The organism is Streptomyces sp. NPDC001816, from assembly GCF_042892235.1.
Classification (GTDB): domain Bacteria; phylum Actinomycetota; class Actinomycetes; order Streptomycetales; family Streptomycetaceae; genus Streptomyces.
Map to the genome: position 1 here is coordinate 1,248,739 of NZ_JBIATY010000001.1, position 14,267 is coordinate 1,263,005.

The 14,267-nt window shown below is 70.5% G+C and carries 8 protein-coding genes and 1 pseudogene; 4 read left to right on the plus strand and 5 right to left on the minus strand.

The features are described from left to right. Window positions 1-10: 10 nt before the first annotated feature. Together ACFYZZ_RS05630 and ACFYZZ_RS05635 are read right to left on the minus strand one after the other, a co-directional pair. Window positions 11-1,843: a LamG-like jellyroll fold domain-containing protein gene (locus ACFYZZ_RS05630; RefSeq protein WP_389171900.1), complete on the minus strand. Its 1,833-nt coding sequence runs from the start codon at window positions 1,841-1,843 to the stop codon at window positions 11-13. Between the two features lie 45 nt (window positions 1,844-1,888). Beyond that, window positions 1,889-3,447 (minus strand): annotated as a pseudogene (locus ACFYZZ_RS05635) (glycoside hydrolase family 2 TIM barrel-domain containing protein); the annotation flags it as partial. 109 nt (window positions 3,448-3,556) lie between these two features. Here ACFYZZ_RS05635 and ACFYZZ_RS05640 point away from each other — a divergent pair. The 3 genes from ACFYZZ_RS05640 to ACFYZZ_RS05650 are packed head-to-tail and all read left to right on the plus strand — an operon-like array spanning window position 3,557 to window position 8,741. Beyond that, window positions 3,557-4,321, plus strand: coding sequence for a DeoR/GlpR family DNA-binding transcription regulator (locus tag ACFYZZ_RS05640; RefSeq protein ID WP_389171902.1), 765 nt, complete (start codon window positions 3,557-3,559; stop codon window positions 4,319-4,321). Further along, window positions 4,318-5,655: a 6-phospho-beta-glucosidase gene (locus ACFYZZ_RS05645; RefSeq protein ID WP_389171905.1), complete on the plus strand. Its 1,338-nt coding sequence runs from the start codon at window positions 4,318-4,320 to the stop codon at window positions 5,653-5,655. The genes ACFYZZ_RS05640 and ACFYZZ_RS05645 overlap by 4 nt, the downstream gene beginning before the upstream one ends. Window positions 5,656-5,687: 32 nt before the next feature. Beyond that, on the plus strand, window positions 5,688-8,741 hold the full coding sequence (locus ACFYZZ_RS05650; protein WP_389171908.1) for a glycoside hydrolase family 38 C-terminal domain-containing protein: 3,054 nt from the start codon (window positions 5,688-5,690) through the stop codon (window positions 8,739-8,741). 290 nt (window positions 8,742-9,031) lie between these two features. Here the strand turns inward: ACFYZZ_RS05650 and ACFYZZ_RS05655 are convergent, their stop codons facing one another. Beyond that, window positions 9,032-10,720, minus strand: a complete 1,689-nt coding sequence (locus ACFYZZ_RS05655) for a carbohydrate binding domain-containing protein (RefSeq protein WP_389171911.1) — start codon at window positions 10,718-10,720, stop codon at window positions 9,032-9,034. Between the two features lie 227 nt (window positions 10,721-10,947). Here ACFYZZ_RS05655 and ACFYZZ_RS05660 point away from each other — a divergent pair, with 227 nt between their 5' ends. Continuing rightward, window positions 10,948-12,210: a cytochrome P450 gene (locus tag ACFYZZ_RS05660; RefSeq protein WP_389171913.1), complete on the plus strand. Its 1,263-nt coding sequence runs from the start codon at window positions 10,948-10,950 to the stop codon at window positions 12,208-12,210. 121 nt (window positions 12,211-12,331) lie between these two features. Here the strand turns inward: ACFYZZ_RS05660 and ACFYZZ_RS05665 are convergent, their stop codons facing one another. Both ACFYZZ_RS05665 and ACFYZZ_RS05670 read right to left on the minus strand, forming a co-directional pair. After that, window positions 12,332-13,537 carry an NAD(P)/FAD-dependent oxidoreductase gene (locus ACFYZZ_RS05665; RefSeq protein ID WP_389171916.1) on the minus strand — a complete coding sequence of 402 codons (1,206 nt, stop codon included), beginning with the start codon at window positions 13,535-13,537 and terminating at the stop codon, window positions 12,332-12,334. 41 nt (window positions 13,538-13,578) lie between these two features. Next, window positions 13,579-14,267: phosphopantetheine-binding protein (locus ACFYZZ_RS05670; protein ID WP_389171919.1), on the minus strand; the 689-nt coding region annotated here is incomplete at its 5' end.

The window sequence follows — 14,267 nt, forward strand, 5'->3', positions numbered from 1 at the left end:
TGCTCAGGCGTCAATGGGTCATAAAGGAGGTGACGGGCAGCGCCCGTTCGACGATGCGGACGTCGCCGAGGCGGCCGTGCAGGATCTGGTCGATCCGGTCGGCGTACTCGTAGCCGCCGAGCAGCCAGGGCAGCCCGGCCGAGGCGATACCGACGGCGGCGGCGTGCGGGTTGCGGGCCACGGGGCAGCCCTGGACGTACATCGTCGTGTGCCGTCCGTCGTTGACCACGGCCAGGTGCCACCACTTCTCGCGGGCCGTCTCGTCCCCCCAGTTGGTGGCCAGCTGCTGCTGGTTGAGCGGATGGACCGCCCACTGCGGGCCCGGTCCGTCGGAGATCGACAGTGTGGCGAGCGGTTCGTCGGGATCGTCCGTGACCGGGCCCACGGCACCGTTGCGGCCGGTGCGGCTGACCAGGCCGGACCAGGCGTGGTGCCGGGCGTCCCAGTCGGCGGGCAGGCGGTAGAACGCCTCGATGGTGTAACCGTCCTTGAACGTGGCCGAGTTGAGCGGGGCTCCGTCGACCGTGCGCAGGTAGGCGCCCTTCAGGGGGGACTTGTAGCCCTGGAACTCCAGGCTGCCGTGCCCGGGCTGGTCGGGGTGGTGGTCGGCGGACCAGCCGAGCGAGCCGCCACCCACCGGAACCACGGTGAGGTCGTTGCCGCGGCCGGACAGGTCACGGACGGTTCCGGAGACCGGCGACTCGAAGCGCCAGTAGGCGACCGTGCCCCGGATCAGCATCTCCGAGGCGGGTCGCGCCGGGCGGGCCGGCACCGGATCGAAGCCGGAGAACCGCTCGGCGAAGTCGATCTCGACCGAGAAGCGGTCCGCGTCGCCGCTCAGCTCGATCTCCTGCCGCTCCAGCTCGTTGAGACCCTTGGCCGCCCGGCCCAGGATCCACGGGGAGATGGTCTCCACGTCGATGACGCCCCGGTCCAGGTCGAAGCGGTAGAGGCGGATCATCGCGGCGCCGCCGAAGTAGCGGTTCTGGTAGTTCGTCAGATGCAGGTGCACCTCGTTGCCGGCCGCGTTCTTGCGGGTCGCGCGGCCCGCGGGCCAGTAGTGGCCGTTCAGGGTCAGGAAGATCTGGTCGTGGTCCTCGATCAGCTGGTCCCACAGCCGCTGCCCGTAGGCCGACAGGGTGTCGTCCTCGACGACCAGCTCGTGCGTGGTGAGGACGACCGGCGTCTTAGGGTGCTGGGCGAGGACGTCCTTCGCCCAGGCGTACCCCTTCGCCGACAGCCGCCAGTCCAGGGCCAGCACCATCCACTCCCGTCCGCCGGCCCGGAAGAGGTGGAAGGTGTTGTAGCCGTCGGGGGAAGCCCCGCCGAACGTCTTCTTGCCCTGGAAGCGCTGCGGCCCGAAGGCGTCCAGGTAAGGCGTCGCACCGCGCTGGTCGTCCGTCGAGGACCGCACGTCGTGGTTCCCGGCGAGGACGCTGTAGCCGACGCCCCGCCGGTCGAGGATCCCGAACGCCTCGCCGATCGCGGCGAATTCGTCCTCGGCGCCGTTCTGGGTGAGGTCGCCGAGGTGGGACAGGAAGACGATGTTCTCGTCCCGGCCGTGCTCCAGCAGATAGCGCAGGGAGGCCTCGATGGGCGCGGGGTTGATGCTCGGTCCGTCGAAGAGGTACTGGGTGTCGGGCATCACCGCGAGCGTGAAGCGGCGGCTCTCCGGATCGGGCCGCCGGCGGGAGGCCGGCTGCGGGGCCGCCTCGGCGGCGGTCGGCAGGGCGACCCCGGCCGTGGCGGCGGCGCCGAGCAGCGCCGTGGCCCTGAGGAAGCTGCGCCGTCCGGCTCCGGCCTGTGCGGCCTCGCCCTGAGGGTGGTCATGCGAAGTACACACGTGTGCTCCGTGAGAGGTGACGGGGGAGAGGAGGCGTGGGGGGAGTCAGAGAACGCGCAGGGTCCAGCTCCAGCGGTGGACCCCGGAGGGAACGAGATGGGAGGAAGCGGTGTCGGGGCCGCAGGACCCGGTGCCGAGGCCCCGGTGCACGGCGTCGAGGTGCACCACGCAGCCCGGGCGCGGCGCCAGTTCGTCATGGTGGGCGGCGGCGGTCACGTCCTCGGCTCGACAGCGCGTCACGGACACCTGCCGCGGCTCGTCGAGCTCGATCGCGAGTCCCGTGGCGTCCGCCGCCGACAGTGTGACCCGTCGTACCCCGTGTCGGCCGCCGCTCTCCTGCGGGCGCAGATACGGTGTGAACAACTCGTCCACCGGCAGCGCGTGACGGCCGACCGGTGCGCCCGCCGAGCGGTCCGGGTACGACTCCCAGGGACCCTGCCCGAAGCACTCCAGCAGATCGAGCCCCGGCACCGTCTCGAACACCGAGCCGACCCGGGCCGCCTCGTCGAACTCGGCGGGCAGTTCCGCCGATTCGGCCACTCGAATACCGCCCTCGACCGCCGTGAACTCCTGCCGGTGCCGTACGACACCGGCCGTCCCCGCGTACTCGGCGAGCACGGTCACCGTCCCGCCCTCGCGCCGCACCGAGACGACCTTGCGGACCAACGCGTCCAGACCCCAGGTGCGCCGGCGGCGGGCGACGCCGCCCAGTTCGTCGTCGGTCGGCGCCCGCCACAGGGACAGCACCGGCGCGGCCGTCAGCAGCGGATGCGCCAGCAGCCCGTCGTCGTTCACCTGCACCGGCGGCCCGGCCACGGCCGGCCGCGGCTCCGGTACGGCGGCCGCCCGCAGCCGTATCCGCGGTGCGCACACCTCCGTGCCGCGCGGCGCCCACGGCTCGTCCTCGGCGGTCGTCACGCGCAGCGTCAGCCACGCCTCGCCGCCGTCCCGGGGCAGTGCGAAGGGCAGCGGCACGGCGGCCGTCTCGCCGGGCCGCAGGTCGGGCAGTTCGGCCGGCACGTTCAGGACGCGGCCGTCGGCCAGGGACAGCTCCCAGGCCGCCGCCAGCCAGTTCAGGCCGCGGACGTGCTGATGGTTGGCGAGGACGATCCCCTCGTGCCGGTAGCACCGGATGCGGACCGGGGCCTCCGGCTCACGGTGCTCGTACATCACGGGCTTGGGTGTGCGTTCCGGGAAGACGACCCCGTCGGCGATGAAGGCACCGTCGTGGAGGGTCTCGCCGAAGTCGCCGCCGTGCGCCCAGCGACGGCCGGGCGCGGCGACACCGTTGTCATGGAGCCCGGCGCCCGCGCGCCCGGCCGGTCTTCCATCGCTCACGCGCTGCAGAATTCCGTGGTCCCAGAACTCCCAGATGAAGCCGCCCTGAAGACCCGGCGTTGACTCGATGGCCGCCCAGTGGTCCGCGAGCGTGCCGTTGCTGTTGCCAACGCGTGCGAGTACTCGCACTGGATCAGCGGCTTGGTCTGCTCCCGGACACGGCGTGCGCCACACAGTGCCACACAGTCCTCGAGCGGCGCGTACATCGGGCAGGCGATGTCGGAGGCGACGTCCGGATCCGCCCAGCCGCGCTTGGCGGCCCCCTCGACTGTTCACATTCGGTGCACGGAATCGTGCGCCGCTACGGGAGATTGGTCAATACCTGAGCAGAAGTGAGCATGGATCTGATTGAAGATGACGAGTAGTGTTCATGGTGTGCTGGCAGAACGACGACACCAACTCATCCTGCGGGCCCTGCGCTCCGGTGGCCCCGCGGCCGTGACCGACCTCTCCGAACAGCTGGGCGTCAGCCCCGCCACGATCAGGCGCGACCTGGTCAAACTGGAGGAGGACGGCCTGCTCACCCGGGTCCACGGCGGCGCGGTCGCCGAGGAGGGCGACCAGCCTTTCGCCGAGGTCGCCGAGGTGCGCGTGGCCGAGAAGGACGCCATAGCGGCGCGCGCGGCGGCGATGGTCGAGGACGGTCAGTCGGTGCTGCTCGACATTGGCACCACCGCCTACCGGCTCGCCCGCCAGCTGCACGGCCGCCGGCTCACCGTGATCACCAGCAACCTGGTGGTCTACGAGGAACTGGCCGACGACGAGGGCATCGAACTGGTGCTGCTCGGCGGCATGGTCCGGCGCGAGTACCGCTCCCTGGTCGGCTTCCTCACCGAGGACAACCTGCGCCAACTGCACGCCGACTGGCTCTTCCTCGGCACCAGCGGAGTGCGCCCGGGCGGGCAGGTGATGGACACGACGGTCGTCGAGGTGCCGGTCAAGCGCGCCATGATCAAGGCCGGTGACCGGGTCGTGCTGCTCGCCGACGCGGCGAAGTTCCCGGGTACGGGGATGGCGAGGGTCTGCGGTCCCGAGGACCTGGACATGGTGGTGACGAACGCGCCGGTCGACCCGGTGACCCGCTCCGCACTGGAGGAGGCGGGCGTCGAAGTGGTCCTGGCGGGAAGGGTGCAGAGGTGAAGCTGACGATTCTGGGCGGCGGCGGATTCCGGGTGCCGCTCGTGTACGGGGCGCTGCTGACGGACCGCGCCGAGGGCCGGGTCACCGAGGTGGTCCTGCACGATCTGGACGACAGCAGGCTGTACGCGGTCGCCCGGGTGCTGGAGGAACAGGCGTCCGGTGTCGCCGACGCCCCCCGCGTGACCGCGACCACCGACCTCGACGAGGCCCTGCGCGGCGCCGACTTCGTCTTCTCCGCGATCCGCGTCGGCGGCTTGGAGGGCAGGGCGAACGACGAGCGGGTGGCCCTCGCGGAGGGCGTCCTCGGCCAGGAGACGGTCGGCGCGGGCGGGATCGCCTACGGCCTGCGGACGGTCCCGGTCGCCGTCGACATCGCGCGCAGGGTGGCCCGCCTGGCGCCCGACGCCTGGGTCATCAACTTCACCAACCCGGCCGGACTGGTCACCGAGGCCATGTCCCGCCACCTCGGCGACCGGGTCATCGGCATCTGTGACTCACCGGTCGGCCTCGGCCGCCGGATCGCCCGGGTCCTCGGCGCGAACCCGAACGAGGCGTGGATCGACTACGTCGGCCTCAACCACCTCGGCTGGGTACGCGGCCTGCGCATCGCGGGCCGCGACGAACTCCCCCGCCTGCTCGCCGACCCCGGCCTGCTCGGCTCCTTCGAGGAGGGCAAGCTCTTCGGGGCCGACTGGCTGCGGTCCCTCGGCGCGATCCCCAACGAGTACCTGCACTACTACTACTTCAACCGCGAGGCCGTACGCGCCTACCAGCAGGCAGAGCAGACCCGCGGCGCCTTCCTGCGCGACCAGCAGGCGCGGTTCTACGCTCAGGCCCGGCGCGCGGACGTCTCCGCCCTCGACGCCTGGGACCGCACCCGCGCCGAACGCGAGGCGACCTACATGGCCGAGGCCCGGGAGACGGCCGGCGCCGGCGAGCGCGACGCCGACGACCTCTCCGGCGGCTACGAGAAGGTGGCCCTCGCCCTGATGCGGGCCATCGCCCGGGACGAGCGCACCACCCTGATCCTCAACGTCCGCAACCAGGGCACCCTGTCGGTCCTCGACCCGGACGCCGTCATCGAGGTGCCGTGCCTGGTCGACGCCAACGGGGCCCATCCGGTCGCGGTCGATCCGCTGCCGGGTCACGCCACCGGTCTGGTGTGCGCGGTCAAGGCGGTCGAGCGCGAGGTGCTCGCCGCCGCCGAGTCGGGTTCGCGCGCCACGGCCGTGAAGGCCTTCGCGCTGCACCCGCTGGTCGACTCCGTGAACGTCGCCCGCAGGCTGGTCGAGGGCTACACCCAGGTCCATCCGGGCCTGGCGTATCTTGAGTAAGCGCTTTCCCTCCTCGCTCCCTGGAGACTTCCATGCACGATGAACGCCCCCGGATCGAGGAGCGCGTGGAGCGACTCCACCAGCAGCGCATCAAGCCGGCGATCCACGCGGCCACCGTCCCCTTCGAGGTGGAGTCCTGGCAGGCCCCGGGAGAGCCGGTCTCCTTCGAGGAGGCCGCGGCCGCACCGTACGAGCCCTTCGCGATGGACACCCCGTGGGGACCGCCCTGGGGCACGACCTGGTTCCGGATGCGCGGCCGGGTGCCCGCCGAGTTCGCGGGCCGGCGCGTCGAGGCCGTCATCGACCTCGGCTTCGTGGGCGACTGGCCCGGCAACCAGGCCGAGGCGCTGGTTCACCTGCCCAACGGGACGCCGCTGAAGGCGGTCAACCCGCTCAACCAGTACGTGCCGATCGCCAACCCGGCGGCGGGCGGCGAGGCGGTGGACTACCTGGTCGAGGCGGCCTCGAACCCGGACATCCTCGCGGGTGGCTTCGCGGGCCCGACCCCGCTCGGCGACGTACTGACGGCGGGCGACCGTCCCCTGTACACGTTCCGCCGCGCCGACATCGCCGTCCTCGACGAGGAGGTCTGGCACCTCGACCTCGACATCCAGGTACTGCGCGAACTGATGCTGCAGCTGGGCGAGCACGACCCGCGCCGGCACGAGATCATGCACGCCCTCGACCGGGCCATGGACCTCCTCGACCTGGACGACGTCTCCGGCTCGGCGGCCGCCGTGCGCGAGGCGCTGAAGCCGGCTCTGTCCAAGCCCGCGAACGCCAGCGCGCACCGCATCTCCGGCGTCGGCCACGCCCACATCGACTCGGCCTGGCTGTGGCCGATCCGCGAGACCAAGCGCAAGACGTCCCGCACCTTCTCCAACGTGACCTCCCTGGCCGACGAGTATGAGGAGTTCGTCTTCGCCTGCTCGCAGGCCCAGCAGTACGAGTGGGTGCGCGACAACTACCCGCAGGTGTGGGCCCGTATCCAGGAGTCCGTCGAGAAGGGCCAGTGGGCGCCGGTCGGCGGCATGTGGGTGGAGGCCGACGGCAACCTGCCCGGCGGCGAGGCCCTCGCCCGCCAGCTCGTCCACGGCAAGCGCTTCTTCATCGAACACTTCGGCGTCGAGACCAAGGGCGTGTGGCTGCCCGACTCCTTCGGCTACACCGCCGCCTACCCGCAGCTGGCCAGGCTCGCGGGCAACGACTGGTTCCTGACCCAGAAGATCTCCTGGAACCAGACCAACAAGTTCCCCCACCACACCTTCTGGTGGGAGGGCATCGACGGCACCCGCATCTTCACCCACTTCCCGCCCATCGACACCTACAACGCCCGCTTCAGCGGCGAGGAGATGGCCCGCGCGGTCCGCAACTACAGTGAGAAGGGCGGCGCCACCCGCTCCCTGGCCCCCTTCGGCTGGGGCGACGGCGGTGGCGGCCCCACCCGCGAGATCATGGAGCGGGCCCGGCGGCTGAGGGACCTGGAGGGCTCCCCGAAGGTCGAGATCGAACACCCCGACGCGTTCTTCGCGAAGGCCCGCGCCGAGTACCCGGACGCCCCGGTCTGGGTCGGCGAGCTGTACCTGGAGCTGCACCGCGCCACCTACACCTCCCAGGCCCGCACCAAGCAGGGCAACCGGCGCAGCGAACACCGGCTGCGCGAGGCCGAGTTGTGGGCGACGACGGCCGCGCTGCACGCGCCGGGCTACACCTACCCCTACGAGAAGCTCGACCGGCTCTGGAAGACGGTCCTGCTGCACCAGTTCCACGACATCCTGCCCGGCTCGTCCATCGCCTGGGTGCACCGCGAGGCGGAGGCCGAGTACGCCCGCGTGGCGGGGGAGCTGGAGGAGCTGACCGCCGAGGCGGTGGCCGCGCTGGGCACCGGCGGGACACGCGTGTTCAACACCAGCCCGTACGACCGTGCCGAGGTGGTCCGCACGTCCGGGGGTGCGCCGGCGTACGTGCGCGTGCCCGCGAACGGCAGCGCGCCCCTCGCGGACGCGGAGCCCCCGCAGCCGGTCACGGTCAACGGCCGCGTCCTCGACAACGGCCTGGTCCGGGTAGCGGTGGCAGAAGACGGAACGCTGTCGTCCGTGTACGACCTGCGGGCGGACCGCGAGGTCCTCGCCGAGCCGGGCAACCTCCTGCGCCTCCACACCGACCTGCCCAACTACTGGGACGCCTGGGACATCGACAAGCACTACAAGAACCGGTACACGGACCTCCTGGACGCCGACTCCGTCACCGTGGTCGAGGAGGACCCGCTCGTCGGCGCGATCCGCGTCACGCGCTCCTTCGGCAAGGGCTCGAAGATCACCCAGACCCTCACCGTGCGCGCGGGCAGCCCCCGGATCGACATCGAGACGGACATCGACTGGCACGAGACCGAGAAGATCCTCAAGGCTGCCTTCCCGGTGGACATCCGGGCCCCGCACTCCTCGGCCGAGATCCAGTTCGGCCACGTCCAGCGCCCCACCCACACCAACACCAGCTGGGAGGCGGCCCGTTTCGAGGTGTCCGGCCACCGCTGGGTCCACATCGCCGAGCCCGGCTACGGCGTCGCGGTCCTCAACGACTCGACGTACGGCCACGACGTCTCCCGCACGGTCCGCGAGGACGGCGGTACCACCACGACCGTCCGCCTGAGCCTCGTGCGCGCCCCGCGTGTCCCGGACCCGGGTGCCGACCAGGGCCGGCACCGCTTCACCTACTCTCTGCTGCCCGGCGCGGACATCGCGGACGCGGTCGCCGAGGGCTACGCGCTCAACCTCCCGCTGCGCGTGACGGACGCGGCGGGCGCGCCGGAGCCGGTCGTCTCGGTGGTCGGCGAGGGCGTGACGGTCGAGGCGGTCAAGCTCGCCGACGACCGCTCCGGTGACGTCGTCGTACGACTCTACGAGTCCCGGGGCGGGCGGGCGAGCGGGGTGCTGCGCACCGGATTCCCGCTCGCGGGCGCCCAGGTCACCGACCTGCTGGAACGACCCCTGGAGGACGCCGTCGTGCGGGACGACGGCGGGGTGTCCGTCGCGCTGCGGCCCTTCCAGATCCTGACCCTGCGGCTGCGGCGCGCCGAGGTGGGCTGACCCATGGCCGTACAACCCTGGTTCACCGACGCCAAGTTGGGGATCTTCGTCCACTAGGGCATCCACGCACATGTGCATCGGGTCGGCCGGTCGCTCCCCGTGACCGCGACCGACCGACCCGATCCCCCGTTGGTGCTTCCCCCGTTCCCCCGTGTGTGCTTCCCCCGTTGATCCCCCGTGTTTCCCGTTCCTGATATGAAGAGCGGCCAGGTCGCCGCCTGATACACCCCAGGCGGAAAAAAATCCCCCGGCTCGGGAGCCGGGGGATTCAGGTCGTGCCGGTGCCGTGCTCAGCCGGTGAACCCGGCCGTGATCGAGGTGAACTGCCAGGTGCTCTGGCTGATGCCGGAGCAGTTGCTCACCACGCCACCGCCGGGGCACGGCCGGTCGCGGTTGACCGACCAGTAGGCGAGCCGGGCGATGTGGTGCGAGTTCGCCCAGTCGCGGATCTGGGTCCAGATCGCCGGGGTGGTGTTCTCCTGCTGGTCGGACAGGCCGTTCATGCCGGAGATGCCGATGTGGGAGTAGGCGGTCGCGTCGTCCCAGCCGAAGGTGGACTTCAGCTTGTTCTTCAGCCCCTCGGCCGCGTTGACCGTGTTGCCGTACATGTCGGAGCCGCCGCCGAAGTCGAACGGCATGATGGTGAAGACGTCGATGTTGGCGCCGAGCGACTGCGCCTGCTCGATGAGCCGGTTGCCGTAGTAGGTCGGGCCGGTGGTCGAGGTGCCGAAGGTGACGATGGTCTTCAGGCCGGGGTTGTTGGCCTTGACCGTCTTCAGGGCGGTGAGGATCTTCGCCTGGACGGCCTCGTTCTCGAACTCGTCCGTGTTCTCGATGTCCATGTCGATCGCCTTGAGCGAGTAGGCGTCGATCACCTTCTGGATCGCCCCGGCCAGCGCGCTCGACGAGGAGCAGTTGGCGCCCAGCTTGCTGCCCTGCCAGCCGCCGAACGACGGGACGATGTCACCGCCCGCCGAGCGGATCTGGTTGATGGCGGTCTGGTCGACACCGCCGGTCAGCGCCCTGCTGCCGTCCCAGGCCGGGGTGCAGCCGCCGGAGTCCAGCACGAACGCCATCGTGAACCACTTGATGCCGGTCGCGCTCATCACCGTGCTCGGGTTCGGCGGATCGCCCCAGCCCTCGTACAGGTACGGCGCGGCCTGCTTGAAGCCGGTACCGCCGCCGCTGCCCGCGTCCGTCGTGACGGAGACGGAGTTGGAGGCCGCGGAGGTGTTCCCGGCCGCATCCCGCGCCTTGACCGTGAAGGTGTACGCCGTGCTCGGCGACAGCCCGCTGACCGTGGCGGACGTACCGGAGACGCTGAGCACCCGGCTGGAGCCGCGGTAGATGTCGTACGCCGTCACGCCCACGTTGTCCGAGGAGGCGTTCCACTTGAGCGACACGCTCGACGAGGTCTTGCCGGTCGAGGTGAGCCCGCTGGGCGCGGTCGGCGCCTGGGTGTCCCCGCCGCCTCCGCCGCCGCCCGGGCCGTCCAGGCTGATGTCGTCGGCGTAGTAGGTGCCCTGCGCGTACCAGCCGTGCACATAGATGGTGGCGCTGGTCTGCGATGCACCGGTCGTGAACGAGACACTGAGCTGGCTGTACGCGGACGGGGACGTCGTCCAGGTGGAGGCGCCGCCGTTGACGCCGAGGTACACGTACGAGCCGCGAACCCACCCGCTGAGGTTGTACGTCGTGTTCGGCTGGACCGCGACGGTCTGGCTGCACTGCGCGTTGTCGCTCGAAGTCACCGCGCCCTGCAGGGCCTTGGAACCGCCGTGCACGGGGGAGGAGACGACCGATCCGAGGTTGCCGGTGCAGCTCCAGGGGGAGAGGCTGCCCGACTCGAAGCCGGGGTTGGTGAGGATGTTGGCGGCCTGAGCGGTGCCGGGAAGGGCGATGGCGCCGCCGAGCGCGAGGGCGGCGGTGCCGAGGAGGGCGAGGAGCCGACGTCTGGAACGTCTGAGTGTGTGGCGCACGCGATCTCCCTGTGGGGAATGGGGTGTTCGGGAGTGCAGGGGAGTGCGAAGGTGCGCCAACCAAGTTGGTATGGACCAATCCGGGTGTCAAGAGGGCTGGCCGAGATTGGTCCAGACCGGTGTGGGGGGTCCACGCGCCCGTGCCGGGCTTCAAAAACTTCCTTCGCGTCTCGCGGCGAACCTAGAGTCGGCGGCGCGAGACTGTCGATGGAGGCGATGGAGGAGACATGACGCCGCCCACCGATCGTTATGACCTGATGGATCCCGCGCTCATCAAGGACCCGTTCAGCGGATTCTCCCGGATCAGAGAGGAAAAGCCGCTGGCCCGAGCCGTGCTCCCCGGTATACGGGGGACGATCTGGCTCGTCACGCGTTTCGACGACGTGCAGGCAGTACTGGGTGACCGACGCTTCGTCAACGATCCGGCCGGCGTACCCGGGCCGGACGTGAAGAACCTGCGGGCCGAGGCGGTGAAGGCGGCCGGAGTGCCCGAAGAGTATCTCGAATTCGTCACCCGGAACGTGGTGGACTTCGACGGGGCCGAGCACGTCAGGCTCCGCAGGCTCGTATCCCGTGCCTTCACGCCCCGCCGTATCGCCGAACTGCGGCCCCGCGTCGAGGAGATCACCCGAGACCTCCTCGACGCCCTGCCCGACAGGGCGAGGAACGGAGTCGTGGACCTTGAGGAGCACTTCAACTTCCTCCTACCGATCACCGTCATCTGCGAACTGGTCGGCGTGCCCGAGGAGGACCGCCCGAAGTGGCGTGAATGGAGCCGGGCGCTTGTCTCGATGAAGAGCGAACGGGTCGGCGTCGCCGTCAAGGAGGCCGTCGCCCACGTCCGGACGCTCATCGAGGCCCGCCGCGCCGAGCCTCGCGAGGACCTGCTCACCGGGCTGATACGCGCCCAGGACGAGGACGGTGACCGCCTGTCCGACAACGAGATGGTCACCATGGTCCTGACCCTCGTCATGGCCGGACACGAGACCACCGCCGGACTGCTGGGCAACGGCACCGCCGCCCTGCTCACCCACCCCGACCAACTCGCCCTCCTGCGCGACGACCCGGCCCTGGCACCCCAGGCCGTGCAGGAACTGATGCGCTGGTGCAGCCCGATCCAGGCCCCGCGCATGCGGTACGCCACCGAGGATGTCGAGTTCCACGGCGAGACGATCAGACGCGGCGAGCCCGTCATCCCCATGATCGTCGCCGCCAACCACGATCCCCGCCGGTTCGCCGAACCGGAGCGCCTGGACATCAAACGGTCGACCGACGGACGCAAGGAGGCACACGTCGGGTTCGGCCACGGCCTCCACTACTGCCTCGGAGCGGCCCTGGCGAGGGAGGAGGCCGAGGTCGCCCTCGTCGCCCTCTTCCAGCGCTTTCCCCAGCTCACCCTCGCCGTACCGCCCCAGCGCCTGCGCCGCGTACCGCTGCCGCTCACCTGGCAACTCGTCCAACTGCCGGTGCGCCTCGGGGCCGTGACCTGACGCCACGCGTCGGGCGTGACCCGAAGGGGCGTGGCCTGGGCTCCGACCACACCCATGTGGTCGGAGCCCAGGCCACGTCGTTCTCCGCCCTGCCCTGCTCCCCGTCTCCGTCCCGGCGCGGCTAGCCTGCCTGAGCGACCTTCTCGAACAACTCGGCGTTGTAGAACTCGTCGACGCCGATGGCGCCCGAGAGCGTTGCGAAGTAACGGTCTGTCAGCTCCTGATCGCCGGCGATCGCACGGAACAGGGCGAGCCGGGCCTCCGGGACGCGGAGTTCGGCCACGGTCAGGGTGCTGCGGTAGAAGTCCATGAACCGCAGGTCGAGGTCTCGGGCGTAACGTCGCAGGGCGGCGTCGAGACGCTCCCGGTCGCCCAGGGTGTCGCCGATGCGATCCACGAGGAGCTGGGCCTGGAGGAAGGCGTCCATGATGCCGCGGGCCGCGATGGAATCCTTGTGGTGGGCGGCGTCCCCGACCAGAGCCCAGCCGGGACCGGCCGCCTGACGCAGGAAGTTGAGCTGTTCACCGGTGCCGTACAGCCGCTCCGCCTGATGCGCCGCGGCCATGCGCTCGTACAGCTCCGGTGCCGTGCTCCGGACGTTCTCGGTGAACGCGGACTGGGCGTCCCTGCGTACGGAGTCGAACTCCGCCTGGGGGAAGTAAGCCATGACCAGCGTGCGCTTGTCGTTCGTCGGAATCACGCCGACCCAGCGGCCCGGTCTGTCGTACAGCTCGAAGTCCGCGGGCAGTCCGTCCCAGTAGCTGTAGTACGTGCACGTCAGCGGCGGGTCCTCGACGAGCGTTCGCGCCTCCACGAGACGGGCCACGAGCGAACGCATGCCGTCCGCGCCCACCACCAGCCGGGCGCGTTCCACGTGTTCGTGCCCCTCGGCCGTCCTGTAGGCGACGCCGGTCACCCGATCGTTCTCGAAGAGGAGGCTGGTGACCTGGCAGCCCTGCCGGAGCTCCACCCCGGCGGCCACCGCACCGTCGGCGAGGATGGGGTCGAGCACGAAGCGCCGGGGCGCGTATGCCGTGCGATGGCCGTCCACCGGCAACGAGCAGCCCTGAAGCCGCACATCACCGACGTGATAGACGACCCGGTCGATGGGCTGGACGTCGGTCGCCCGTAGGGCGTCGAGCAGTCCCCAGCGGTCGAGAAGTGCGACGCCCGGCTGGTGGATGTAGTGCGAGGAAAGCGTGTCCCTGGGGAAACGCGCCTTCTCCAGGAGGAGGACGCGATATCCGGCGCGGGCCAGCAGCATGGCCGCCGGAGCTCCCGCACACCGTGCGCCCACAACGATGACGTCGTACATGGCGAATCCCATCCTGTGACTGGTGAAGACTGCTGTGCGTGTTCCGGGCGCGATCAGTTGCGCTGCCTGCGTTCCCTGGCCACCTCGTGCAGACTGGGCCGACGGGATCTGGCGGACTGATCGGTGCGCGCCGCCAGTTGGGCCACCGTGGTGCACTCGAAAAGCGTCCGGATCGGAACCTCCACACCGAGCAGGCCGCGGATCCGGCCGACCAGCTTGATCGCCAGCAGCGAATTCCCGCCCATGGCGAAGAAGTCGTCGTCAATGCCGACCCGGCCGACTCCGAACATCTCGGCGAACAGTTCCGTCAGCGCCTTCTCCTGCGCCGAACGGGGAGCGCGGTAGGGCTTCTTGACGGGCTTGGACGTCGGCTCCCTGTCCCGCTGGGCTGCCCGCAGGTCCATCAGTGCCTTGTGCTCTCCGGGCGCGGGCGTCGGAATGCCGGCAAGGGCGCGGTGAGGGCTGTAGGTCAGGTGCTTGAGGATGCGGGCACAGTGCGTGGCGATGTGTCCGGCGGTGGCGGGGTCGATGAGGTCCTGCCGGTACTGGAGAGTCAGGCGCAGGTCCGGGCTGGTGGTGGCGGTGAGGGTGAGGGGGTAGTGGGAGCCGGAGTACGGGCGGATGCCCGTGACTTCCAGGTGAGCGGCGGTTGTGGTGTCGGTGAGGCTGGTGCGGTCGATGGGGTAGGACTCGAAGGCGATGAGGGTGTCGAAGAGGGGGGTGTTGTGGCCGGTGTTCTGTT